Genomic DNA, 24,418 nt, shown 5'->3' with positions numbered 1-24,418 from the left:
CCCCGACCCGAAGCCGCAGGAGAAGACACCGCATGACCGGATCCGAGGCCGAGTCCGCGCCCGTCGACACCAGCCGTCCGCATCCCGCCCGGGTCTACGACTGGTGGCTGGGCGGCAAGGACAACTACTCGGTGGACGAGGAGCTGGCCCGCAGGATCCTGGCGGTCGACAGCACCGTACTGCGCGGGGCGCGCGCCAACCGCCGTTTCATGCACCGGGCGACACGGACGGTCGCGCAGGCGGGGATCCGCCAGTTCCTGGACATCGGCACGGGCATCCCGACCGAGCCCAATCTGCACCAGGTGGCCCAGCAGGTCGCGCCGGAGTCGAAGGTGGTGTACGCCGACAACGACCCGATCGTCCTGCGGCACGCTCAGGCCCTGCTGCACGGCTCGGCGGAGGGCACGACCGGGTACGTGCACGCCGACGTCCGCGACATCGACGCCCTGCTGAGCCGGGCCGGGGAGTCCCTGGACCTCGGCCGGCCGGTGGCCCTGTCGCTGGTCGCGCTGACGCACTACCTGGGCGACGACCCCGACGGCGACGACGTGTACGGCCTGCTGCGGAAGTACGCCGCCGCGCTCGCCCCGGGCAGCTGCCTGGTCCTGTCCCAGGTCACCCCCGACCTCAGCCCGGAGGCGATCGGGCAGGCGGCGGAGAACTTCCGGCGCAGCGGCACCCCGTTCTTCCCCCGTTCCCTCGCGGAGTTCTCGCGCTTCTTCGAGGGCCTGGAGCTGCTGGGCCCCGGCGTGATCCCGGTGACGGGCCGGCGGCCGGAGCCCGAGGACGTGGCGGTCCAGGCCGAGGGCATCGTGCCGGTGTATGCGGGAGTCGCCCGCAAGGCCTGACCCGTACGGGCGCCGTGAACAGGTGCGCTCCCCCGCTCGCCTCTAGGTTTTGAAGCCAGGGCAAGCGAGGAGCGCATGTGACCGACACCCAGGTACCGCCCACCGAGCCGGCCGCGTTCCTGCTGCGCACCGGGAGGTTCTTCCGCTCCGGCACGCCCTCCCCCGACCCGCACGGCATCGCTCCGGCCGGCGGCGGGCACGAGCCCCGAGGCCGCGCGCACGGCGCCGCCTTCTCCCGGTACGCCTACTCCCCCACGCGGGTGCGGTACCCGTACGTCCGCGGTGTGCTCCTGCAGATGTACCGGGAGGCGAAGGAGCGCCTGCGGGACCCCGTCCTCGCCTGGGCCGACATCCAGCGGGACCCTTCGCGCCGCCGCCGCTACCAGCAGGCCCGCGGCAAGGGCGGCCTGGTCCGCGCCACCTGGGACGAGGCGGTCGAGATCGTCGCCGCCGCGCAGGTCCACACCATCAAGACGTACGGTCCCGACCGCATCGCCGGCTTCTGCCCCGTCCCGGCGATGTCGATGGTGTCGCACGCGGCGGGCGCCCGCTTCCACTCGCTGATCGGCGCCCCGATGCTGTCGTGCCACGACTGGTACGCGGACGTGCCCGTCGCCTCGCCGCAGGTCTTCGGCGAGGCGACCGACGTACCGGAGTCGGGCGACTGGTGGGACGCCGCGTATCTGATGATGTGGGGCTCCGGCGTCCCGGTGACCCGCGCGCCCGACGTGCACCGGATGGCCAAGGCCCGTTACCGGGGCCAGAAGGTCGTGGTCGTCGCCCCCGACGACGCGGACTACGCGAGGTTCGCCGACGAGTGGCTGCACCCGCACCCCGGCACGGACGGCGCCCTCGCGCTCGCGATGGGCCACGTCGTCCTCAGGGAGTTCTTCGTCGACCGCGAGACGCCGTTCTTCGCGGACTACGTACGCACGTTCACGGACCTGCCCTTCCTGGTGACCCTGACCGAACGGGACGGCGCCCACGTCCCCGGGAAGTTCCTGCGCGCCGACGACCTGGGGCACGAGGGCGAGGGCGCCGCATGGAAGACGGTGGTACTGGACGCGGCGAGCGGACGGGCCGTCGTCCCGAGCGGCTCGCTCGGCTTCCGCTGGACCGACTCCGGCGAGGGCCGCTGGAACCTCGAACTAGGCTCGGTCCAGCCGCAGTTGAGTTTGTACGGCCATGAGGCGTCGGGCAGTGTGCCGGTGCTGCTCCCGCGCTTCGACACCGAGGGCGGCGAGCACGGGCAGGGGCGCGGGGACGTGCTGCGGCGGGGCGTGCCGGCGACCCGGCTGGGCGGCGGGGACGGGCCACTGGTCACCACGGTCTTCGACCTGCTCCTCGCCCAGTACGGCATCTTCCGGCACGGCCTGCCCGGCCGCTGGCCCGCCTCCTACGACGACGCCGGCACGCCCTGCACGCCCGCCTGGCAGCAGGCGCACACGTCCGTCCCCGCGGCCAAGTGCGTGAAGATCGCCCGGGAGTTCGCGCGGACCGCCGAGCGGTCGAAGGGCCGCTGCATGATCCTGACGGGCGCGGGCACGAACCGCTGGTTCCACTCCGAGACCATCTACCGCGCCTTCCTCGCCCTGCTCCAGCTCACCGGCTGCCAGGGCCGCGACGGCGGCGGCTGGGCGCACTCCGTGGGCCAGGAGAAGTGCCGCCCGGTGACCGGCTGGGCGACCCTCGCCGCCGCCTCCGACTGGTCGCGCCCGCCGCGCCAGATGACCGGCACCGCGTACTGGTTCCTCAACACCGACCAGTGGCGCTACGACCGGTTCACCGCCGACGTCCTCGCCTCGCCGCTGGGTGAGGGCCGGTTCGCGGGCATGACCGGCGCGGACTGCCTTGCGCTGTCGGTGCGTTCGGGGTGGATGCCGTCGTATCCGACCTTCGACCGCAATCCGCTGGAGCTGGGCGAGGTGTTCGGGGACCCGGTGTCGCGGGTCGTGGCCGAACTCCGCGCCGGGACGCTGAAGTTCGCGTGCGAGGACCCGGACGCGCCGGAGAACTGGCCGCGCGTGCTGACGCTGTGCCGGGCCGGTCTGCCGGGCCCGTCGGCGACGGGCGCCGAGTTCTTCACGAAGCATCTGCTGGGCACGCGGTCGTCGCTGAGCGCGCGGGAGGCCGAGCCCGGCGAGCGCCCCCGGGACGTGACCTGGCGGGACGAGGCGCCCGAGGGCAAACTCGATCTGCTGCTGTCGCTGGACTTCCGGCGGACCTCGTCGACGCTGCTGTCGGACGTCGTCCTGCCCGCCGCGACCCGGTACGAGAAACACGACCTGTCCAGCACGGACACGCCCCCCTGCGTGCACTCCACCACCCCGGCCGTGGATCCGCCGTGGCAGGCGCGCACCGACTTCGACGCGTTCAAGGCACTGGCCGAGCGGCTGAGCGAGCTGGCCGCCGGCCATCTCGGGGTGCGGGGGGACCTGGTCGCCTCGCCCCTCCAGCACGACACACCCAGCGAGATCGCCCAGCCGGGCGGGGTGGTGAGGGACTGGAAGCGCGGGGAGTGCGCCCCCGTGCCCGGCAGGACGATGCCCCATCTGACCGTCGTAAAGCGTGACTACACGGCGGTCGGCGAGAAGTTCACCGCGTTGGGCCCACTCGTGGAGCAACTGGGCCTGCCCGCCAGGGGAATCGTGCTGCATCCGCACGAGGAGGTGGAGGATCTGCGGCAGTTGAACGGCACCGGGTACGACGGCCGGCCCTCTCTCGACACAGCCGTGAAGGCCGCGAACACGATCCTCGCCCTGTCCGGCACCACCAACGGGCGCCTCGCCACGCAGGGTTTCCGCACCCTTCAGGCGCGCACCGGGCAGGAGATGGCCCACCTGGCCGCCGAGCACGAGGGCAAGCGGATCACCTACGCGGACACCCAGGCCGCGCCCGTGCCGGTGATCACCTCGCCGGAGTGTGCGGGCAGCGAGTCCGGCGGGCGCCGCTACACGGCGTTCACGCTCAACACCGAGCACCTCAAGCCCTGGCACACCCTCACCGGCCGCCAGCACTTCTTCCTGGACCACGACTGGATCCACGAGCTGGGCGAGGCGCTGCCGGTGTACCGGCCGCCGCTGGACATGAACCGGCTCTTCGGCGAACCCCGCCTCGGACCGGACGGGCAACGCGAGGTGACCGTGCGTTACCTGACCCCGCACGACACGTGGTCCATGCACTCCGAGTACCAGGACGACCTCTTCATGCTGGCGCTGTCCCACGGCGGCCAGAACCTCTGGATGTCCCCGCGGGACGCGGACGCGATCGGCGTCAAGGACGACGACTGGATCGAGGCGGCCGACCGCGAGGGCGTGGTCGTGGCCCGCGCCGTCGTCTCGCACCGCATCCCGCACGGCACCGTCTACACGCATCACGCGCGGGAGCGCACGGTGGACGTGCCGAGGACGGAGACGGCCGGGCGGCGCGGCGGCATCCACGACTCCCTGACCCGGCTGTTCCTCAAGCCGTCCCACCTGGTCGGCGGCTACGCCCAGCTCTCCTGGGCGTTCAACCACCCGGGCCCCACGGGTGACCGGCGCGACGAGGTGACGGTCATCCGCCGCCGCAGCCAGGAGGTCGAGTACTGATGCGCCCGATGGCCCAGCTCGCCATGGTGATGAACCTCGACAAGTGCATCGGCTGCCACACCTGCTCGGTGACCTGCAAACAGGCGTGGACCGACCGCCAGGGCACGGAGCACGTCTGGTTCAACAACGTCGAGACCCGGCCCGGCCAGGGCTATCCGCGCCGCTACGAGGACCAGGAGCAGTGGCAGGGCGGCTGGGCGCTCAACCGGCGCGGCGCGCTGAAGCTGAAGGCGGGCGGCCGTTTCAGAAAGCTCGCGGGCATCTTCTCCGACCCGAGGCTCCCGGAGACCGAGGACTACGACGAGCCCTGGACCTACGACGAGCCCTGGGCCTACGGCTGCAAGAGCCTCGCGGGCGCCCCGGCCCACGGCGGCGGCCCCGACCCGATGATCGAGCGGACCCGCCGACTGGCCGCCGACAGGGTGCGGTTCGAGTTCGAGCAGACCTTCATGTTCTATCTGCCGCGTATCTGCGAGCACTGCCTCAACCCGTCCTGCGTGGCCTCCTGTCCGTCCGGCGCGATGTACAAGCGGGCGGAGGACGGCATCGTCCTGGTGGACCAGGACCGCTGCCGGGGCTGGCGGATGTGCGTGACCGGATGCCCGTACAAGAAGGTCTACTTCAACCACCGCACCGGCAAGGCGGAGAAGTGCACGCTGTGCTCTCCGCGGCTGGAGGCGGGGCTGCCGACGGTGTGCTCGGAGACGTGCGTGGGGCGGCTGCGCTATCTCGGGGTGGTGCTGTACGACGCGGACCGGGTGACGGCCGCGGCTTCCGTGCCCGACGAACACGAGTTGTACGCGGCGCAGTTGGGCGTCTTCCTCGACCCCGAGGATCCCGGGGTGCGGCGGGCCTGTGCGGCGGCGGGGATCCCGTACGACTGGGTGGAGGCGGCCCGGCGGTCGCCCGTGCACGCGCTGATCAGCAGATACAAGGTGGCGCTGCCGCTGCATCCGGAGTACCGCACCATGCCGATGGTCTGGTACATCCCGCCGCTGTCGCCGGTGGTCGAGGCGCTGACGGAGACCGGGCACGACGGCGAGGACGCACACAACCTGTTCGGCGCGATCGACACCCTGCGCATTCCGCTGGAGTATCTGGCGGAGCTGTTCACCGCGGGCGATGTCGCCCCGGTCCGGGCGTCACTTGAGAAGCTCGCCGCGATGCGCTCCCACATGCGCGCCGTCAACCTCGGCGAGCAGCCCGATCCGTCGGTCGCGCGCGCCGTCGGCATGCGGGACGCCGAGATCGAGGAGATGTACCGGCTGCTGGCGATCGCCCGGTACGAGGACCGGTACGTGATCCCGGCGGCGGCCGTCTCGGACGCGCGACGGCTGGAGGAGTCGGCGCTCCCGGACGGGTGCGGTCTCGACCACGGGTGCAGCCTGGACTACGAGGGCGGCCCCGGCATGGGCGGCGACGGGCCGTCCGGCCAGGACTCCGGGGGCCGTACGCATCTGCCGCTGGTGTCCGTGGAGAACTTCCACGCGCTGCGCCACCGGCCGACCGCGGCAGAGGAGGAAGAGACCTGATGCCGGCGTTCGAGGTGCTCTACCAGGCCGCGGCGCTCTGTCTCACCTACCCCGACGACGAGTTCCGGGCCCGGCTGCCGCTGCTGCGCGAAGCCGCCCCGCAGCTGCGGGAGTTCACCGACCACGCGGCGGTGACCGACGCGCGGGAACTGGCCGCGCACTACGTCCAGGTCTTCGACTTCGACGAGCGCCACAGCCTGTACCTGAGCTGGTGGCAGGACGGTGACACCCGGCGCAGGGACATGTCCCTGGTCCGCTTCGAGGACCTCTACCGCGCCCACGGCCTGGAGTTCACCGGCGAGGAACTGCCGGACTTCCTGCCCGCGGTGCTGGAGTTCGCCGCCCGGACCGGCAACACCGACCTGCTCACCGACCACCGCGCCGGGCTGGAACGACTCCGTGCCGGGCTCACCGCCTTCGGCACCCCGTACGCCTGCGTCCTGGACGCCGTGTGCGCGACCCTGCCGCCCGTCCGCACCGGAGCACGCTCATGACCGTCTTCCTCTGGGGCGTCCTGCCGTACGTCGCCTTCGTCCTCCTCGTCGCCGGCCTCGTCCGGCGCTACCGCCACGACAGGTTCGGCTGGACCGCCCGCTCCTCGCAGGTCCACGAGTCGAAGCTGCTGAACATCGCCTCCCCGGCCTTCCACTACGGCATCCTGCTCGTCCTCGTCGGCCACCTCGTGGGCCTGTTCGTCCCGATGTCGTGGACCGACGCGTTCGGTGTCAGCGGGCACACGCACCACCTGCTCTCCCTGTACGGCGGCAGCGCGGCCGGCATCCTCACGGTCGCCGGGATCGCCCTCCTGATCCACCGCCGCCGCACCAGCGCCCCCGTGTTCCACACGACGACGGCCAACGACAAGGTCATGTACGTCGTCCTGCTCGCCGCGATCGTGCTGGGCATGGCCGCCAAGCTCGCCCATGCCTCCGGCGACGGCTACCACTACCGGGAGTCCGTCGCCCCTTGGACCCGCAGCCTCCTCACCCTGCAACCCGACACCGAGTTGATGGCGGGCGTGCCCGTGCTGTACCAGATCCACGCGGTGATCGGCCTGGCCCTGATCGCGTTCGTGCCGTACAGCCGTCTGGTGCACATGTTCAGCGCACCGGTGCGGTACCTGTTCCGGCCGTACATCGTCTACCGCAGCCGCGATCCGGAGCGGCTGCGCCCGTGAGGTGGGCGCGGCTCGGCCGCGCCCGAAGGGGCGCGGGGCTGTATTCAATATGCGGCTCCCGCCGCGCGGGCACGACGGCGCCGCAGACGGCCGACGGCATATCGCGGCCACCCGGCGGAGCCGCATGTCGACGCAGCCGGCGGAGCGCTTACGCGGCGCCGCCCTTCTCATCCCGTTCGTCGTCGACGATCTCCGCGTCCACCACGCCTTCCTCGTCCCGCGGTGCGGTGTGCTGCCCGGCGTCCTCCGTCGGTGTCTGCTGGGCCTGCGCGTACATGGCCTGGCCCATCTTCTGGCTGACGGAGGCGAGTTTCTCGACGCCGGTGCGCAGTTCGCCGGTCTCGGCGTTGCGCTCCAGGAGCTGCTTGAGTTCGGTGGCCGCGGACTCGACCTCCGACTTGGTGTCGGCCGGGACCTTGTCCTCGTTCTCCCGCATGAACTTCTCGGTCTGGTAGACGAGTTGCTCGGCCTGGTTGCGGGTCTCCGCGGCCTCCCGGCGCTGGCGGTCCTCCTCCGCGTACTGCTCGGCCTCCCGCATCATGCGGTCGATGTCGTCCTTGGGGAGGGCCGAGCCGCCGGTGACGGTCATCTTCTGCTCGCGGCCGGTGGCGAGGTCCTTGGCGGAGACGTGCATGATCCCGTTGGCGTCGATGTCGAACGCGACCTCGATCTGCGGGACCCCGCGGGGTGCGGGCGGCAGTCCGGTGAGGTCGAAGACGCCGAGCTTCTTGTTGTAGGCGGCGATCTCGCGTTCGCCCTGGTAGACCTGGATGCCGACCGAGGGCTGGTTGTCGGTGGCGGTGGTGAAGATCTCCGAACGCCGGGTCGGGATCGTGGTGTTGCGCTCGATGAGCTTGGTCATGATGCCGCCCTTGGTCTCGATGCCCAGGGACAGCGGGGTGACGTCGAGCAGCAGGACGTCCTTGACGTCGCCGCGGATGACCCCGGCCTGGAGGGCGGCGCCCACGGCCACGACCTCGTCCGGGTTGACGCCCTTGTGCGGGTCCTTCCCGGTGAGTTCCTTGACCAGTTCGGTGACCGCGGGCATCCGGGTCGAGCCCCCCACGAGGATCACATGGTCGACCGCGGAGAGCTTGATGCCGGCGTCCTTGACCGCCTGGTGGAAGGGGGTCTTGCAGCGGTCGAGGAGATCGGCGGTCAGCTCCTGGAACTGGGCGCGGGTCAGCTTCTCGTCGAGGTGGAGCGGTCCCTCGGCGGAGGCGGTGATGTAGGGGAGGTTGATCGTGGTCTCGGTGGACGAGGACAGCTCGATCTTGGCTTTCTCGGCGCCCTCGCGCAGCCGTTGCAGCGCCATCTTGTCGTTGCCGAGGTCGATGCCGTACTGCCCCTTGAACCGCTTGACCAGGTGTTCGACGACCCGCTGGTCCCAGTCGTCGCCGCCGAGGTGCGTGTCGCCGTTGGTGGCCTTGACCTCGATGACGCCGTCGCCGATCTCCAGCAGCGACACGTCGAAGGTGCCGCCGCCGAGGTCGAAGACCAGCACGGTCTGCTCCTCGCCGCGGTCGAGGCCGTAGGCGAGCGCGGCGGCGGTCGGCTCGTTGATGATCCGCAGCACCTTCAGGCCCGCGATCTCCCCGGCCTCCTTGGTGGCCTGCCGCTGGGCGTCGTCGAAGTACGCCGGTACGGTGATCACCGCGTCGGTGACGTCCTCACCGAGGTACGACTCCGCGTCCCGCTTCAGCTTCTGCAGGACGCGGGCGGACAGTTCCTGCGCCCGGTAGCGGGTGCCGTCGATGTCACCCTGATCCGGGAACCGCCAGCTCCCGTCGCCCATGTACCGCTTCACGGAGCGAGCGGTACGCTCCACGTTGGTCACGGCCTGCCGCTTGGCCACCTCACCGACGAGCACCTCGCCGTTCTTGGCGAAGGCCACGACCGACGGCGTGGTCCTGGCCCCCTCCGCATTGGCGACGACGGTGGGTTCGCCGCCCTCCAGGACGGCGACCACCGAGTTCGTGGTCCCGAGATCGATTCCGACCGCCCGTGCCATCGCTGTCCCCTTCCGCCAGGACCACTCCCGCACTCCAGCACAAAACTTGAGTGCGCGGTTGTCAATGGGACGGGTACCCCCTCAGGGGCGCGGGGAACTGCGCGATCAGCCACGACGGCGCCGCAGCCGGCAACGGACCGCGCCTTCCCCCGCACACCGGCGGAGCGTCACGCCAGCTTCGCCGACAACGTGATCGTCGTCCCCGCGAGCGCCTGGCTGACCGGGCAGCCGACCTTCGCCTCCTCCGCCGTGGCGACGAACGTGTCGTTCTCGATGCCCGGAACCGTGCCCTCGACGGTGAGGTGGATGCCGGTGATCCCCTCACCCGGCTGGAAGGACACGTCGGCCGAGGTGACGAGCTTGGTGGGCGGGGTGCCGGCCTTGGCGAGCATGTTCGAGAAGGCCATGGAGAAGCAGCTGGAGTGGGCGGCGGCGATCAGCTCCTCGGGGCTGGTCCTGCCGTTCGCGTCCTGGGCGCGCGAAGCCCACGTGACCGGCTGCTCGCCGATGGCACCGGAGGAGTCGAAGGTGACGACGCCGTTGCCCTCAAGGAGGTTGCCTTCCCAGACCGTGTGTGCGGAGCGCGTGGTTGCCACGGTTCTTCCTTTCGCATGGGGTCCCGTTGCGGGGTTCCGTGGGCCCATCCGATCACATTCCGTACCGCCGCGGTCGTGCACCCGCTCAGACGCACCCGGATTTCAGGCGGCCCGTTCCTCCGGCTCCGTCTCCAGCGGCACCTGCGGCCCGCCCGCCTCACGCAGCCAGCGGCGCAGCACGCGGTGGACGTGTTCGGCGCCGGCGAGTTCCCGCGCGCCGTCGACCGGGGCGGACAGGGCGACGGGCGACAGCAGGAAGGGCTTCGTCTGGCCGCCGCCGAGGCCGCCGTGTGAGCCGATCTGCTCCTCGAAGGCGAGGACTTCACCCTCCGCCGGGTCGTACCAGGAGTTGACCATGATGTCGGCGGTGTGCGGGAAGGAGTGGGTGCGTCGGACCACGTCGGCGGCACCGGGGCCGAAGTCCTTGAGGGGGCCCGGGTCCTCGTCGAGCCGGTCCAGCGGGATCTCGGTGCCGTACGGGCCGAGCACGACGCCGCCGTGCTGTTCGCTGCGGACCAGTACGAAGCCGATGCCGGGGTGGTTGGCGAGCGTGGTCAGCAGGGCGGGGTGACGGACGTCGATCTCCTCCTTGCTCATCCGGTGCGCGACATCCGGGAAGGAGACCAGGCCGAGATTGCCGGAGGCCAGCACCAGCGGTTCCGAGCGGCGCGAGGGACGGTACTGCTCGCCGCCCTCCTCGACCGGCCTGTGCAGCGCCGCACGTACCGCGGCGCGGGCCTCGGCGCCGCTGTGGGTGCGCTCCGCCTTGCGCGGCACGGGCAGTCCGCAGCCGGCCCGCACCAGGTCGCCGAGGGAGAGGCCGTAGCGGGCCCGGAAGGTCTCGCCGGGGCTCTGCCCGTGGTCCGACAGCACGACGATCCTGTACGGCCGCGGGGCGTGCTCGGCGACCGTCTCGATCAGCGCCAGCGCCCGGTCGAGACGTTCGAGGACCTTCCCGGCGTCCCGGCTCATCGGTCCGGAGTGGTGCGCCACTTCGTCGTACGCCACCAGGTCCGCATAGACGGCGGTGCGCCCGGCGAGCATGTCGCCCATCACCGCGGCGACCACCACGTCCCGTTCGACGACCGTCGCGAAGGCGCGGACGAGGGGGTAGAGGCCGCCGCGTCCGACTCGCGGGCGGACCTTGCCGAAGCGGGCCCGGGTGGACTGGCCGATCTCCCGGCCGACCTCGGCGACGAAGGAAAGGGCGGTGCGCACGGCGTTCGCCGGGTCGGAGAAGTAGGCGAAGTAGCCCGCCCGGGAGCGGTTCTTCCGGCCTCGCCGCTTGGTGGCGATGGACAGCACGAGGGCCTGCTGGTCGGCGCCGCCGCTGAACAGGTTGCCGCGGCTGGCGCCGTCGACGGCGAGCAGTCCGGTGTCGCCGGTGCGCTCGACGGCGCGGCGCTGGAGCTCGGCGGCGCTGGTGGGGCGGTTGCTGACCATCACCTCCCGGCGGTCCTTCTCGTACCAGCGGAAGGCGGGGATGTCGTGGTTGCTGCCGTGCAGGATGCCGAGCTGGCTGGCGCCGGTCTGGCTGGACCAGTCGGTGCGCCACGGGGTGAGCCGGTGGGTGGGCCTGGCCCGGTCGCCGGTTCCCAGCCAGCGGGCGATCGTCGGCATGAGGCCCTTGCCGACCGCGTCCAGCAGGACGTCGTGGCCGACGCCGTCGAGTTGCAGGAAGACGGTGCCGTGGGTGGGCGGGCAGGGCGGCCCCGAGCCGCGGCGGCGGTCGGCGAGGCGGTACAGGCGGCGCCGGTAGGCATCGTCGTCGCGCACGGCCAGGGCACCGCCGGTGGCGGAGGCGACGGCGGACATCGCGGCGGCGACCACGACCGCGGTCTCCCAGGCGACGGCGCCGCGCTCGGTGGGGTTCAGGCGCAGCGCGACCAGCAGCAGACCGCCGTTGAGGAAGAACACCAGCAGCCCCAGGACCAACGCGGGCACCAGCAGCAGCAGCCGCACGAGCAGCGGCCACACCAGGGCCGACAGCACACCGAAGGCGCCCGCGCCGAACGCGGCGGTCATCGCTATGTCGGTGGCGCTGTCGCCGTCCGCGGACCGCAGCTGGAAGTCGGGCAGCAGGCCGGCGAGCGCGAGCATGGTGGCCGTGGAGACCGCCCACACGGCGACACTCCGCCCGGCCTGACTGACGACCCGCCGCCAACGACCACCACGCACGCCCCGTACACCTCACGTCCCGGCCCGTCGTCAATACGGGCCTCTTCCCCTGAAGCGTGTCATAGCGGGGTGAGGGACGGGCTAGGGCGTGTTTCGAAAGTCCCGTCGTCCGCCCGAAGGGCGAGCCACGCGGTGGCGATGGGGGCCCCTCCCGCCCGAGCCGTGCGAAGCGCGGTTCGGGCGTGCGTGCCAGGCGTCGCGTGGCAGGCAGCGGGACCTTCGAAACACGCCCTAGCGTCCGTCGTACCCGGCCGTCGGCATCGACAGCCGCCGGTGGACACGGGCCTTCATCTGCGAGTCGTAGGCGGGCTCGGCGACCCCCACCGTCTCCACCCGCACCCCGCGCCGGGCGCACTCGGCGGTGAACTCGTCGACGGAGGACAGGGCGCTCTCCAGCACCCGGCGGCTGGGGGCCACGAAGAGGTCGACGCCGGGCCGGACGCCGTCCCAGAGCGCGCAGTGGTCGGGCCGCAGTCCACGGACCAGCAGCTCACGGCTGACGGTGTAGCCGCGCTCCGCGGCCCAGCGGGCGCACATGGCGTGCTGGCTGCGGGAGTCCACCAGGAAGGGGTCCTCGTCCAGCTCCTCCAGCGGCGTCAGACTCGCGATGGTCGTGACCCGTACCGGTCCCATGGCGTCCCCCCTCACCTCCGGGTTTCAGGCGCCGAGACTACTCCTGGTCGTAGGCTTCGGGGGAGTCGCGCGAAGGAGGCAAAGAGGTGCCGGTGGAGATCACCTGGTGGGGGCACGCCACCTGCACGGTCACGGACTCGGACGTACGCGTGCTCACCGATCCCCTGTTCGCCCGCCGGCTCGCCCATCTGCGCCGTCGCCGGGGCGCGGTACCGCCGCCGCAGGCCCGGCACGCGGACGTGGTGCTCGTCTCCCATCTGCACGCCGACCACCTGCACGTTCCCTCGCTCGCCACGCTCGCACCGGGCACCCGCCTGCTCGTGCCCCGGGGGGCGCCCAGGGCCGTGCCGGGACTGCGCCGGCTCGGGCACCTGGAGATCCGTGAAGTGGCGCCCGGCGACGAGACGGTGATCGGCGGCCTGGTGGTACGGGCCGTGCCCGCTCGGCACGACGGGCGGCGGCTGCCGGTCGGGCCGCACCGCTCCCCCGCGCTCGGCTATGTCGTCGAGGGCGAGGCGCGTACGTACTTCGCCGGGGACACGGGACTGTTCGACACGATGGCCGAGGAGGTAGGGCCGGTCGACGTGGCGCTGCTGCCGGTCGGCGGCTGGGGGCCGTATCTCGGGGACGGCCATCTGGACGCGGGACGGGCCGCTCAGGCGCTGGCGCGGCTGGCGCCGCGCAGTGCGGTGCCGGTGCACTACGGCACCTACTGGCCGATCGGGATGGACGCGGTGCGCCCGCACGAATTCCACACGCCGGGCTCGGAGTTCGTGCGGCTGGCCTCCGTCGCCGCACCCGAGGTGGCGGTGCATCTGCTCGGGCACGGGGAGAGCGTGCGGCTAGAGGTGGCGCGGTGACGTGGCTTGCGATCGCCACGGCGCCGCCGCCGGCCGAGGCCACCCAGCAGGCGATCGGCTATCCGACCCTGTTTCTGCTGGTGCTGATCGGGGCGCTGGTGCCGGTCGTGCCGACGGGGGCGCTGGTGAGTTCGGCGGCGGTGGTGGCCTTTCATCAGACGGCGCCGTTCGCGCTGGCGCTGGTCTTCGTCACGGCGTCGCTGGCCGCGTTTCTCGGGGACATCGCCCTGTACTGGCTGGGGCGGCGGGGGATGGGGTCGAAGAACGGGTCGCGGTGGCTGGAGGCGATTCGGTCCCGGGCACCGGAGGAGCGGCTTGCGCAGGCGCAGGAACGGCTGGCCGACCACGGGGTCGCGGTGCTTGTGCTGTCCCGGCTGATGCCCGCGGGCCGTATTCCGGTGATGCTGGCGTGTCTGCTGGCGAAGTGGTCGATGCGACGGTTCGCCCGCGGCAACTTTCCGGCGTGCCTGGCGTGGGCGGTGACGTATCAGCTGATCGGGATTCTGGGGGGTTCGCTGTTCGAGGAGCCCTGGGAGGGTGTGATCGCGGCGGTCGCGCTGACCTTGGTGATCAGTGTGACGCCGAGCGTGTGGAAGCGGGTCCGGACTGCCAGGTGAGGGTTGGTCGCGGGGTGCGGGTGGGTGGGGGCTTGTCGCGCCCACGCGGCGGAGCCGCACATCGATACACCCCCGCGCCCCTTCGGGCCGCTACAGCACCCGCGATCCGCCGACGGGCAGGTCCCACAGGTCCTCGCGTGCCAGTCCCGCCCTCTGCCAGGCCGCCCTTACCCGCGTCAGCGGCTCCAGTACTGGTTCTGCCGACAGCACGAACGTGCCCCAGTGCATCGGGGCCATCCGTCGCGCACCCAGGTCGAGGGTCGCCCGGACCGCCTCCTCGGGATCGCAGTGGACATCGCTGAGCCACCAGCGGGGGTCGTAGGCGCCGATGGGCATGAGGGTGAGGTCGATGCCGGGGTAGCGGCGGCCGATGCGGGTGAACCAGTGGCCGTAGCCGGTGTCGCCGGCGAAGTGGACGCGGTGGCCGTCGGGGGCGGTGAGGACCCAGCCGCCCCACAGGGAGCGGCAGGTGTCGGTGAGGGTGCGCTTGGACCAGTGGTGGGCGGGCACGAAGTCGAAGCGGGTGCCGCGCAGTTCGGCGGCTTCCCACCAGTCGAGCTCGGTGACGCGGGTGAAGCGGCGGCGGTGGAACCAGCGGCCGAGGCCGGCCGGTACGAACACCGGGGTGTCGCGCGGGAGGCGGCGCAGGGTGGGGGCGTCCAGATGGTCGTAGTGGTTGTGGCTGATGACGACCGCGTCCACGCGGCCCAGAGCGGCCCAGTCGACGCCGACCGGGGTGATGCGGGCCGGGGTGCCGAGGATGCGGCGGGACCAGACCGGGTCGGTGAGGACGGTGAGCCCGCCGATCCGGACGACCCAACTGGCGTGTCCCGCCCAGCAGACGGCGATCGTGCGCGCGTCGACCAGGGGCGGTGGGGCGGGCTCGAAGGGCAGGCGGGGGATGTCGGCGAGGCCCTCCCTGCCCGGGCGGACGGAACCCTCGCGGGCGAACCGGGCGACGGCCTTCAGACCGGGCAGCGGCGCGGTCAGCCGGTCGTGGAACCTCCGCGGCCAGACCCGGCGTTCGCCCAGCGGGCGGGGTTCGGCGAGGGGCGGACACGGTGTCGTCGGCGTGGCCGACTCGGACTGCCGCGTCATCGAGGAGCCTCCCCCCGCTGAGAGTCGTCGCGGAGATCGTCGAGCACCGACTTCAAGTGGCTCAACGCACGGTGCACATGTGGCAGTCGCGACGGCGAGGGCGAACTGAGGCACTGCGCGCGCTCGGTGTCCGTTTCGCCGAGCAACGGCCCCGTGGACAGCCGTACGCGCAGCGCCCCCAGGTCGTCGCCGAAGCGGTGGCCGCCCGGGGCGGGCATGCCGAGGCGGGCGGCGAGGAAGTCCTCCAACTCCTGGGCGTCGCCGACTCCGTGTGCGGTGAGCGCGGGGCGCAACGGCCCCAGGTCGACGTAGAGATGGCGGCCCGACTGTGGCGGGCGGGCGAGGGCGCCGGCCGCGATGACGGCGGCGTGCGCGGCGGCGGCCACGCGCGCGTGCAGGCGTACGGCGGCGGACAGCCGTAGGGACACCGGCTCGGGTTCCGTCAGCGTGTACGCGGCCGCGGCGGCGACCGGTCCGGCGACGCGGGCGCCGAGGGCGGTGAGCACGTCGAGCACGCGCGCGTGGAGGCCGGCGCCGGTCGCGCCGGCCGGGAAGCGGGCGACGGCCGCGGGCCAGCCGGGCGGCAGCAGCGCACCGGCCAGGTCGGTGACGACGGTGACCCGGTCAGGCAGCATCTCGGCGGGGCTGAGCAGCACGGTGTCGTGCGGGGCGTGCAGGGTGTCGCGCCAGGTCTCGTCGCTGACCAGGTGCAGCCCCTCGCCTTCGGCGGCCTCGACGGTCTCGTGCAGCACCTCGGGCGGCGCGACGGTGGCGGTGGGGTCGTCGGCGACGGACAGCACGAGCAGCCGCGGGTCACCGCCCTCGGCACGGACCCGGCGCACGGTCTCCAGCAGGGCGTACGGATCCGGGACTCCGCCGCACTCGGCCGGTGTCGCCACATGGAAGACGGGTCTGCCCAGCAGCCGTGCGTACGGCGCCCACCAGGCCGCGCACGGCCGCGGCACCAGGACGTCGCCGCCGATGGCGTAGGTCAGCGCGAGCAGCAGCGCGGGTGCGCCCGGCGCGGCGACGGCCCGCTCGGGCCCGGCGGCGAGGCCCCGCCGCTCCCAGTAGCCGCACGCGGCGTCCAGCAGCGCGGGGCCGCCGCCGACCGGCTCGGTGACGGCGCGGGTCGCGGCCTCGGCGACTACGCCGGCGGCTTCGGGCAGTACGGGCAGCCCGTCGTCCGGGATCGGCGGCCCGTACCGGACGGGGCCGTGGCTTTCCGGGTCCGTCCGCGGCATGGTCCCTCCCGTCCGGTTCGGTGTCCCTGGGCCGCCCGTCGCCCGACGCGCGTCGGCCGGTGCGGTGGCCGTCGCCGGGCTGTGGGTCGTCGTCCCTGGGCTCTGTCGTACCCAGGGTGCCGGTGAGCCATGGGGGTGCGCTCGGGTTGGGCCGGTCACCCGGGGGTGGTGAGGTGCGTCAGCCGTCCTCGGCGGGCGCCTTGCGCCACAGCCGGTACACGGCACCGCCGAAGGCGCCCGCGATCAGCAGACCGCCGGCCACCAGGGCGGGCACGGAGTCGTTGAAGGCGCCGCCGTCACCGGCGTGCACACCGTGCTCGATCAGCCCACCGCCGCAGGAGGGGTCGTGCGGGTCGGGACAGGGCTTGCCCGTGTGACACGAAGGGTCCCGCGGCACGGGACACGGCTGACCGGTAGGGCAGGCGGTGGGAGTCGGCTCGGGGCAGGGCTTGCCGGTGTGACAGGCGGTGGGGGTCGGCTCCGGGCACGGCTTGCCGGTGTGACAGGCGGTGGGGGTCGGCTCCGGGCACGGCTTGCCCGTGTGACAGGCGGTGGGGGTCGGCTCCGGGCACGGCTTGCCCGTGCGACAGGCCGTGTCGAGCGGATCCAGGCACGGCTTGCCCGTGTGACAGGCCGTGTCGAGCGGATCCAGGCACGGCTTGCCCGTGTGACAGGCCGTGTCGAGCGGATCCAGGCACGGCTTGCCCGTGCGACAGGCCGTGTCGAGCGGATCCAGGCACGGCTTGCCGGTGTCACAGGCCGTGTCGAGCGGATCGGCGCACGGGCCGTTGCTGCCGCCGCGGGCCACCGTGAAGGTGGCGCTCCACGGCTTGCCCTCCCCGCCGGGTGCGGCCGGGCAGGTGCCGTCGACGGTCCACGCGCTGTCGGGCCCGACCCCCTCGTCGTCCTCCAGGTCCTCGGCGGCAGCGATACGGGCGGTGCCGGAGTAGGCGGGCCCGGACACCTCGTCCTCGTTGCCGACGACCCGGCGCAGCTGGACGGTGCCCTCCTGGAAGGCCGGCGATGCGGCGTCGATGGCGGCGGGTGCGGGACCGCCGAGGGGATCGCAGGAGACCGACACGGTGATGCTGCGGCCCGGGGAGACCTGCCCCGGGCTGACCTCCGCGGCCGGGTCCGCGAGGGCGGCCGCGGCGGCGATGACCGGGAGGACCCCGGCCAGGGCGGCGACGGACAGGGCACGGACGGTGCGGCGCATGGGGTGGACTCCTTCGGCCGACGACTGCGGGGGCGCGATGGTCGTGCCCCCACTGCCATCACAGCCCGCACCGCCACCCGGCGCGCGCGGCCGGGCACCATTCGCGGGACGGGCTCGGCCGACCGGGTGACATGGGGTTTGCCGGTGCGACCAGCCACGACGGACCCGCAGACGATCGACGGCCCATCGCGGCACCCCGCGCAGCGCCCAGGCACCCCGCGCAGCGCCCAGGTCCCGCGCAGCGCCCAGGTCCCGCGCAGCGCCCAGGTCCCGCGCAGCGCCTAGTTCAGCAGCGCCGCCAGATCCTCCTCCAGGCCCCGCCCCCGTCGGTCCACGACCGCTGACGCGACGTCGGTCAGCTTGCGGTTCGTGGCCTGGGAGATGCGGCGCAGGATGCCGAAGGCGGCGTCCGCGTCGCAGCCCAGGACGTGCATGACGATGCCGCACGCCTGGTCGACGACGGGGCGGGAGCGCAGGGCGGTGCCGAGTTGGTCGAGTTCGGTGAGCGCGGCGCTGTAGGAGCGGTCGCGGGCCAGGCACGCCGCGGCGAAGTCACCGAGTGCCTGGGCGGGCCCGTGCGGGACGTCCTCAAGGGCGCCCGGGCGGAAGCTGTACAGGCTCAGGGTCACCGTCAGCCCGGCCCGGCGGAAGGGGATCGTCACGCTGGATCGCACTCCCGCGTCCAGCGCCAGCGCGCGGTACTGCGGCCATCGCTCCTCGCGCAGCAGGTCCGTCGCGTCGACGGGCTCCCCGCGTTCGAGGGCGGCCGGGATGGGCCCCTCCCCGGAGCGCATCTGCACCGCGACCAGAGCGGCCAGGTCGGGATGGGTGACCGCAGCGGATCGTTCGGGGCTGCCCTCGCTGACGGTGCCGCTCGCTCCGCAGCATTCCGCGGTACACCGGGCGGCCTGCTCGACCAGTTCCGACAGTCGCCGGCCGGGCAGGGTCGATTCGGCGGACTCCGCGCCCCAGCGGCCGGTGTCCTGTGTGTCCGGCATCGTGTGGTCCTCCTCTGCCCCTCGGCTGCCCGGTCGACTTGGCCGGGAAACAGCGGGAGGGACAGCGAGCGGCTGCTCGTCGGGCTCCCGCGACCCCATCAAGCCGCACCGCGCGCTAGGTTCGTCGCATGGCGCAGACGGAGGAATTCGGTGAAGAGCTCGCGGATTTCGTTCGCCGCGTCGCGGAGTTGAAGGCGGCACGGTCCGTGTCGAGCGGCGACCTGCCGACCGTACTGGACGCGGCGATCTTCGAACTCGACCATGTGGCCGACCAGTTGTGGCCGTGGTACGAGCGGTTGTCCACGGTCGGCGGCTCCCGCCCGGCCCCCGCGGACCGCCAGGAACAGCAGTTGCTGCGCACGGTGTTCCAGCGTCTGCCGCTGCCGGTCGCGCTGGTGGACCGGGAGGCCGTGGTGCGCCGTCTCAACTTCGCGGCGACCGCCTTCACCGGCGTCCGGGCCGGGTACGCGACGGGCCGGCCGCTGACGGGCTTCCTCGCCCACGCCGACCGGGCGGCGTTCCGCTCCCAGGCCGCCGCGGTGGCCCGCGGCGACGGCGACCGCAGTCTCACCGTCCACCTCCAACGGCGCCCGGCCGAGCCGGTGCACGTGACCCTGACCGCCGTACGGCCGACCGGCGAGCCACGCACCACGGTGCTCGTCCTCCTGCAGCCCGGCGGACTCGGCGTGCCCGCCGCACCGGGACCGGCGACCGTCGCCACGGGCCAGGTCCCCGACCTCACCGAGGCCACCCGGCACGCGTCGCTGATGGATCTGCTGGACGCCATGACCACGGCATTGCTCACGGCCCCGCCCGACGCGGCGCTTCGCCGGGCGGCCCGGGTGCTCCACGGACGGTTCGCCGACTGGGTGATCGCCGACGCGGGCGCCGCCCGCCTTTCCCGTACGGCCGTGCTGGCCCCGTCGGAGAAGGAGGCGGCTACCCTCATGGCACTGGATCCGGCCGATTCCCCTCTCATCGCCGAGGCCGCCCGCGGCGGCTCCACGTCCCTTCAGGTACGCCCGGAGGACCCGGACGCCCTGGGCCGCGACACCTCCGGCGCCCCCGTACTGGTCCAGGCGAACGTCACCTCACTGCTGTGCGTCCCCCTGACCGCCGACGGCACGGTCCACGGCGTCCTCACCCTGCTGCGCTGCGGCCCCCGCCTGGCCTTCTCGATGGCCGAGGCGCAGGCGATGGACATGATGTCCCGCCACCTGACACTGAGGCTCACCAGGACGCCGTGATCTACGCCGCGTCCTGCAGCACCTGGTCCCGCACCTTCGTGCAGCACCGGCTGATCAGCCGGGACACATGCATCTGCGAGATGCCGAGCCGCTCGGCGATCCGGCTCTGCGTCATGTCCCCGAAGAACCGCATGTACAGAATGGCCCGCTCCCGCTCCGGCAGCGCCGCCAGCCGGTGCCGTACGGCCTCACGGTCCACGACCGTGTCCAGCGCCGGGTCGGGCGAGCCGAGGGCGTCGCCCAGGGAGTAACCGTCCTCGCTGCCGTGCAGTTCCGCGTCCAGGGACAGGGCCGTGAAGCTCTCCAGGGCCTCCAGACCGACCAGCACGTCCTCTTCGCTCATGTTCGCGTGCTCGGCGATCTGGGCCACGGTGGGCCGCTGGCCGGACGCGGTCTGTGCCAGGTCCTGGCTGGCGAACCGGACGCGGTTGCGCAGATCCTGGACCCGGCGCGGCACGTGCAGCGTCCACATGTGGTCGCGGAAGTGCCGCTTGATCTCCCCGGTGATGGTCGGCACGGCATAGCTCTCGAAGGCGTTGCCGCGTGCGGGGTCGTACCGGTCGACGGCCTTGACCAGACCGAGGGCCGCGACCTGGCGCAGGTCGTCGAAACTCTCGCCGCGGCTGCGGAAGCGTCCGGCGAGCCGGTCGGCCATGGGCAGCCAGGCCTCGACGATCTCGTCACGGAGGGTGTCGCGCTGCGGGCCCGCCGGAAGCGTGGCGAGCTTGCGGAAGGCTTCCGCGGTGTCGGGGGCGTCGTCGTGCGGGTGGTGCTTCGCGCTCACTTGAGTGGGCATGATGCGCCGCAACTCCCTTGATCGGTGCTCTGGTTGGACGGTCACCGTGGGAGTGCGGCCGCACGTCGGACAGACGCGGCCGTGGCGGCGAGAGCGCCGCTCCCACGGACGTGCCTCCTGTCCGAAGCACTGATTGTTCGCCTGCCCTGCTCCCCCGGCCGCAAACACGGCCTCCCGCACGGTGCAGGTTTTCCGCCGGCCCGGCGGGTGACTCGGGCGGTGCTGCTGTCGATCCCGAGTCCGGGAGGTCCCTCATGAGCACCAACGTCTCCGACCATGTCCTCGCACGCCTGCGCGAATGGGGTGTGGAGCACGTCTTCGGCTATCCCGGCGACGGCATCAACGGCCTGCTCGCCGCCTGGGGCCGCGCCGAGGACCGGCCCCGGTTCATCCAGTCCCGGCACGAGGAGATGTCCGCGTTCCAGGCGGTCGGCTACGCGAAGTTCAGCGGCCGGATCGGGGTGTGCGCGGCCACGTCGGGCCCCGGCGCGATCCACCTCCTCAACGGGCTGTACGACGCCAAGCTCGACCACGTTCCGGTGCTGGCGATCGTCGGCCAGACGCACCGCACCGCGATGGGCGGCTCCTATCAGCAGGAGGTGGACCTGCACACCCTGTTCAAGGACGTCGCCTCGGACTTCGTGGAGACGGTCACGGTCCCCGAGCAGCTGCCGAACGTACTGGACCGGGCGATCCGCACCGCGTACGCGCGCCGCGCCCCCACCGCCGTGATCATCCCCGGCGATGTGCAGGAACTCGACTACTCCGCGCCCACGCACGAGTTCAAGATGGTGCCGTCCAGCCTGGACCGCAGCTCCTGGACGGCGATCCCCTCCGAGGAGTCCCTCGTGCGGGCGGCGGAGATCCTCAACTCCGGTGACAAGGTGGCGATCCTGGTCGGTCAGGGCGCGTCCGGCGCCCAGCCCGAGGTGGCACACGTCGCCGAACTGCTCGGCGCCGGCGTGGCCAAGGCGCTGCTCGGCAAGGACGCGCTGAGCGATGAACTCCCGTATGTCACCGGCGCGATCGGGCTGCTGGGCACCCGATCCTCGTACGAGCTGATGCGGGACTGCGACACCCTGCTGACCATCGGATCGTCCTTCCCGTACACACAGTTCCTGCCGGAGTTCGGCAAGGCGCGGGGCGTGCAGATCGACATCGATCCGCACATGGTCGGGATGCGTTATCCGTACGAGGTGAATCTCGTCGGCGACGCGAAGGCGACCCTGCAGCAGCTGATCCCGCTGCTGGGGACGGAGGAGCGCGGGCGTGAGTGGTACGACACGGTGTGCGCGAACGTCGCGCGCTGGCGTGACGTGATGGAGCGGCGGGCCGGACTGTCGGCCGACCCGATCAACCCGGAGTACGTGGCGCGGGCGCTGGACCCGCTGCTGCCGGACAACGCGATCATCAGCTCCGACTCGGGCTCGGCGGCCAACTGGTACGCCCGGCACCTGACGATGCGGCCCGGCATGCGCGCCTCGCTGTCCGGCACGCTCGCCACGATGGGCTGCGGGGTGCCGTACGCGATCGGCGCGAAGTTCGCCCACCCGGACCGGCCCGCGATCGCGCTGGTCGGGGACGGGGCGATGCAGATGAACGGGCTGGCGGAGCTGATCACGGCGGCGAAGTACGCCGACCGCTGGGAGGACAAGCGGCTGGTCGTCGGCGTCTGGAACAACCATGACCTCAACCAGGTCACCTGGGAGATGCGGGCCATGGAGGGGGCGCCGTCCTTCCTGCCCTCGCAGGAGATCCCGGACGTGCAGTACGCCGCGTTCGCCCGCTCCCTGGGCCTGACCGGCATCCGGGTGGAGAAGCCGGACGACGTCGAGGCGGGCTGGCGGGCCGGGCTGGCGGCGGACGGGCCCGCGGTGATCGAGTTCCTCACCGACCCTGCCGTACCGCCGATCCCGCCGCACGCCACCTGGGACCAGATGGAGGCGACGGCCGCGTCGATCCTGAAGGGCGACGCGGACCGGGGTTCGGTGATCAAGCATGGTTTCAAGGCGAAGGTGCAGGAGTTCCTGCCGGGGCGGGAGAAGGGGCGGGACAAGAAGTAAACGGCACTTCGGCGGCCCCGCATGGGCCGCGGGCCGGCGCTCGCCGCGTGTCGCCCGCCGCCCTTCGGGTACGCGGAGCCCCACCCCCGAAGATCTGGAGGGAGTCATGCAGCGAGGCAGCGACCGGCTCAGCGTCCATCGCGACGACGAGATGAAGCATGAACTGCAGGGTCTGCTCAGGTCGGGACACCCCACGAGGACCGAGGAGTGGCACGACCCCGAGCCGACGGCCGAGGACGACCCGGAGATCGCGGGCGGGCCGGTGGCGCCGGGGCGCACCCGGGCCTCCCTGGCCGCGGTCCGGATGGAGCTGGCCAGGTTCCTCGGCCGTGGCGCCTTCCCGGCGAGCCCGCGCGAACTGGCCCGCGAGCTGCGCCGCCGGTACGCGCCGGACACCCTCGTCGAGGCCCTGGAACGGCTGCCCCGTTCGGCGCGCTACGCCAACATCCAGGAACTCGCCGAGGCGGTGAACCGGAGCTGAGCAGCGGGAGTACGCATAGCCGACCCGGCCCGGGGTACTGCGGACGGCGTCATAGCGGCCCGGCGCCGCGGTGCTCGCACCGGCCGGGAAACGGAGGAAAGGGCCACAGTGATGGCTGAGTTCGTGAGGGACGTCATGACGCCGGGTGTGGTCGCGGTCCGCCCGGACGCCTCACTCGTCGAGGCGGCGCAGCTGATGCGCTCGCAGGACATCGGCGATGTGCTGGTGGCCGACGGCTCGCAGGTCGTCGGGATGCTCACCGACCGTGACATCGCGGTGCGCGCCGTCGCGGAGGGCGCCGATCCGCTGACGGTGAGCGCCCAGACCGTGTGCACACCGGATCCGGTCATGGTCGCACCCGACGACCCGGTGTCCGACGCGATCTCCCTGATGCGCGAGCACGCGGTACGCCGGCTGCCGGTCGTGGAGAGCGGCCTGCCGGTCGGCATCGTCAGCCTCGGCGACCTGGCCGAGGCCCAGGACCCCGATTCGGCGCTGGCCGACATCAGCCGCGCCGCGCCGGACAGCGAGGGGCCCGGGTGAGCCGGGAGCAGGCCGCCGAGATCAGTGCCACGGATGTCACCGCCGATGCCGGTGACGTCACCACCCGCTATCTGCTGTACGGGCTCCTGCCGGGCTGGTTCGTGCCCGGTCTCGCCGACTGGGTGATGCACCGGCGCTCCCGCGTCGAGGACACCGCCGGCACCAAGGAGTCACTGATCCTCCCCCACTGCCTTGAGGGCGTGGGAGGTGCCCCCACGCTCATGACAGCCGAGGTCGGCATCCCCATCGCGCTGACCCTGCGCTACGAGGTCAACCCGCTGCTGCTGACCGTGCAGTCCGCCGGGGCCGCGGTGCACGAGGCGACCGCCCCGTGGGACGTACGCACGGCCGTGCGCAGTGACCGCGAGGTCAAGCCGCTGGAGCAGCACATCCACCGTTTCCTGGAGTCGCTGCCGTTCGGTGCGCTGACCTCGCTGATGTGTCTGCACGCCGATCAGGTGAAGGCCCTGCTGCGCGGCGGTGGCGGTGACCCGGACGCCTGGCGTCCGGTGCCGCGCCGGCGACCGCTGTCCCGCGCCTGTCTCGCGGGTGTCGCCGCCGCCGTCGGCGCCTGTGTGGTGCTGCCGTACGCCGGGGAACTGCTGCGCTGCCGGCGCGCGGCTCGACGTAATGCCAAGCGCGCCAGGGGCGACGAGGCCCGCCGGCGTGCCGAGAAAGGACGGTGATGGA

General features: G+C 72.5%; 21 protein-coding genes. 12 read left to right on the top strand and 9 right to left on the bottom strand.

The window, feature by feature from the left end:
- The first annotated feature begins 32 nt into the window (after nt 1-32).
- From GFH49_RS19945 to narI, 5 genes are all read left to right on the top strand, one after another.
- Nucleotides 33-848 carry an SAM-dependent methyltransferase gene (locus tag GFH49_RS19945; RefSeq protein ID WP_155057440.1) on the top strand — a complete coding sequence of 272 codons (816 nt, stop codon included), beginning with the start codon at nt 33-35 and terminating at the stop codon, nt 846-848.
- A gap of 77 nt (nt 849-925) precedes the next feature.
- Nucleotides 926-4,438, top strand: a complete 3,513-nt coding sequence (locus tag GFH49_RS19940) for a nitrate reductase subunit alpha (protein ID WP_155057439.1) — start codon at nt 926-928, stop codon at nt 4,436-4,438.
- The gene (locus tag GFH49_RS19935) at nt 4,438-5,970 is read left to right on the top strand and encodes a nitrate reductase subunit beta (protein WP_155057438.1); all 1,533 of its coding nucleotides are present in this window, start codon (nt 4,438-4,440) and stop codon (nt 5,968-5,970) included. The genes GFH49_RS19940 and GFH49_RS19935 overlap by 1 nt, the downstream gene beginning before the upstream one ends.
- Complete coding sequence (gene narJ, locus GFH49_RS19930) at nt 5,970-6,464, top strand: nitrate reductase molybdenum cofactor assembly chaperone (RefSeq protein ID WP_155057437.1); 495 nt, start codon at nt 5,970-5,972, stop codon at nt 6,462-6,464. Before GFH49_RS19935 ends, narJ begins: the two co-directional genes overlap by 1 nt.
- A complete protein-coding gene (gene narI / locus GFH49_RS19925) occupies nt 6,461-7,147 on the top strand; it encodes a respiratory nitrate reductase subunit gamma (RefSeq protein WP_155057436.1) in 687 nt (228 codons plus the stop codon). The genes narJ and narI overlap by 4 nt, the downstream gene beginning before the upstream one ends.
- Before the next feature lie 148 nt (nt 7,148-7,295).
- Here the strand turns inward: narI and dnaK are convergent, their stop codons facing one another.
- The 4 genes from dnaK to GFH49_RS19905 form a co-directional block, all read right to left on the bottom strand.
- On the bottom strand, nt 7,296-9,158 hold the full coding sequence (gene dnaK / locus GFH49_RS19920; protein ID WP_155057435.1) for a molecular chaperone DnaK: 1,863 nt from the start codon (nt 9,156-9,158) through the stop codon (nt 7,296-7,298).
- 167 nt (nt 9,159-9,325) lie between these two features.
- Nucleotides 9,326-9,754 carry an OsmC family protein gene (locus tag GFH49_RS19915; protein ID WP_155057434.1) on the bottom strand — a complete coding sequence of 143 codons (429 nt, stop codon included), beginning with the start codon at nt 9,752-9,754 and terminating at the stop codon, nt 9,326-9,328.
- 102 nt (nt 9,755-9,856) lie between these two features.
- Nucleotides 9,857-11,932 carry an alkaline phosphatase family protein gene (locus GFH49_RS19910; protein WP_155057433.1) on the bottom strand — a complete coding sequence of 692 codons (2,076 nt, stop codon included), beginning with the start codon at nt 11,930-11,932 and terminating at the stop codon, nt 9,857-9,859.
- A gap of 231 nt (nt 11,933-12,163) precedes the next feature.
- A complete protein-coding gene (locus tag GFH49_RS19905; RefSeq protein WP_155057432.1) occupies nt 12,164-12,565 on the bottom strand; it encodes a hypothetical protein in 402 nt (133 codons plus the stop codon).
- Between the two features lie 86 nt (nt 12,566-12,651).
- On the opposite strand from GFH49_RS19905, the gene GFH49_RS19900 reads away from it, so the two are divergent.
- Together GFH49_RS19900 and GFH49_RS19895 are read left to right on the top strand one after the other, a co-directional pair.
- Nucleotides 12,652-13,425 carry an MBL fold metallo-hydrolase gene (locus GFH49_RS19900; RefSeq protein ID WP_155057431.1) on the top strand — a complete coding sequence of 258 codons (774 nt, stop codon included), beginning with the start codon at nt 12,652-12,654 and terminating at the stop codon, nt 13,423-13,425.
- Complete coding sequence (locus GFH49_RS19895) at nt 13,422-14,042, top strand: DedA family protein (RefSeq protein WP_155057430.1); 621 nt, start codon at nt 13,422-13,424, stop codon at nt 14,040-14,042. The genes GFH49_RS19900 and GFH49_RS19895 overlap by 4 nt, the downstream gene beginning before the upstream one ends.
- 90 nt (nt 14,043-14,132) lie before the next feature.
- Here GFH49_RS19895 and GFH49_RS19890 read toward each other — a convergent pair whose 3' ends face one another.
- The 4 genes from GFH49_RS19890 to GFH49_RS19875 all read right to left on the bottom strand — a co-directional run bounded on the left by GFH49_RS19890 (nt 14,133) and on the right by GFH49_RS19875 (nt 18,598).
- A complete protein-coding gene (locus GFH49_RS19890; protein WP_155057429.1) occupies nt 14,133-15,140 on the bottom strand; it encodes an MBL fold metallo-hydrolase in 1,008 nt (335 codons plus the stop codon).
- Complete coding sequence (locus GFH49_RS19885) at nt 15,137-16,384, bottom strand: aminotransferase class I/II-fold pyridoxal phosphate-dependent enzyme (protein WP_155057428.1); 1,248 nt, start codon at nt 16,382-16,384, stop codon at nt 15,137-15,139. The genes GFH49_RS19890 and GFH49_RS19885 overlap by 4 nt, the downstream gene beginning before the upstream one ends.
- Before the next feature lie 178 nt (nt 16,385-16,562).
- Nucleotides 16,563-17,600: a hypothetical protein gene (locus GFH49_RS41230; protein WP_155057427.1), complete on the bottom strand. Its 1,038-nt coding sequence runs from the start codon at nt 17,598-17,600 to the stop codon at nt 16,563-16,565.
- 281 nt (nt 17,601-17,881) lie between these two features.
- Nucleotides 17,882-18,598, bottom strand: coding sequence for an ANTAR domain-containing response regulator (locus tag GFH49_RS19875; protein ID WP_155057426.1), 717 nt, complete (start codon nt 18,596-18,598; stop codon nt 17,882-17,884).
- Between the two features lie 128 nt (nt 18,599-18,726).
- Here GFH49_RS19875 and GFH49_RS19870 point away from each other — a divergent pair, with 128 nt between their 5' ends.
- Nucleotides 18,727-19,845, top strand: a complete 1,119-nt coding sequence (locus tag GFH49_RS19870) for a PAS domain-containing protein (RefSeq protein ID WP_155057425.1) — start codon at nt 18,727-18,729, stop codon at nt 19,843-19,845.
- 1 nt (nt 19,846) lies between these two features.
- Here GFH49_RS19870 and GFH49_RS19865 read toward each other — a convergent pair whose 3' ends face one another.
- The gene (locus tag GFH49_RS19865; RefSeq protein WP_155057424.1) at nt 19,847-20,641 is read right to left on the bottom strand and encodes an RNA polymerase sigma factor SigF; all 795 of its coding nucleotides are present in this window, start codon (nt 20,639-20,641) and stop codon (nt 19,847-19,849) included.
- A 254-nt stretch (nt 20,642-20,895) separates the two neighbouring features.
- Between GFH49_RS19865 and GFH49_RS19860 the strand changes: the two genes are divergently transcribed.
- From GFH49_RS19860 to GFH49_RS19845, 4 genes are all read left to right on the top strand, one after another.
- Entirely contained in the window at nt 20,896-22,704 is a 1,809-nt protein-coding gene (locus tag GFH49_RS19860) for a thiamine pyrophosphate-requiring protein (RefSeq protein WP_155057423.1), read from the top strand.
- 106 nt (nt 22,705-22,810) lie between these two features.
- Nucleotides 22,811-23,185 (top strand): DUF2795 domain-containing protein, encoded by a 375-nt coding sequence (locus GFH49_RS19855; RefSeq protein WP_155057422.1) that lies wholly within the window; start codon nt 22,811-22,813, stop codon nt 23,183-23,185.
- Between the two features lie 111 nt (nt 23,186-23,296).
- The gene (locus GFH49_RS19850; protein WP_155057421.1) at nt 23,297-23,728 is read left to right on the top strand and encodes a CBS domain-containing protein; all 432 of its coding nucleotides are present in this window, start codon (nt 23,297-23,299) and stop codon (nt 23,726-23,728) included.
- Nucleotides 23,725-24,414 carry a diguanylate cyclase gene (locus GFH49_RS19845; protein ID WP_155057420.1) on the top strand — a complete coding sequence of 230 codons (690 nt, stop codon included), beginning with the start codon at nt 23,725-23,727 and terminating at the stop codon, nt 24,412-24,414. Before GFH49_RS19850 ends, GFH49_RS19845 begins: the two co-directional genes overlap by 4 nt.
- Nucleotides 24,415-24,418: the final 4 nt, after the last annotated feature.

This window comes from Streptomyces blattellae (assembly GCF_009709555.1).
Taxonomy (GTDB): Bacteria; Actinomycetota; Actinomycetes; order Streptomycetales; family Streptomycetaceae; genus Streptomyces; species Streptomyces blattellae.
The sequence above is the reverse complement of the archived record's forward strand: the minus strand, read 5'-3'. Positions and strand labels throughout refer to the sequence as shown.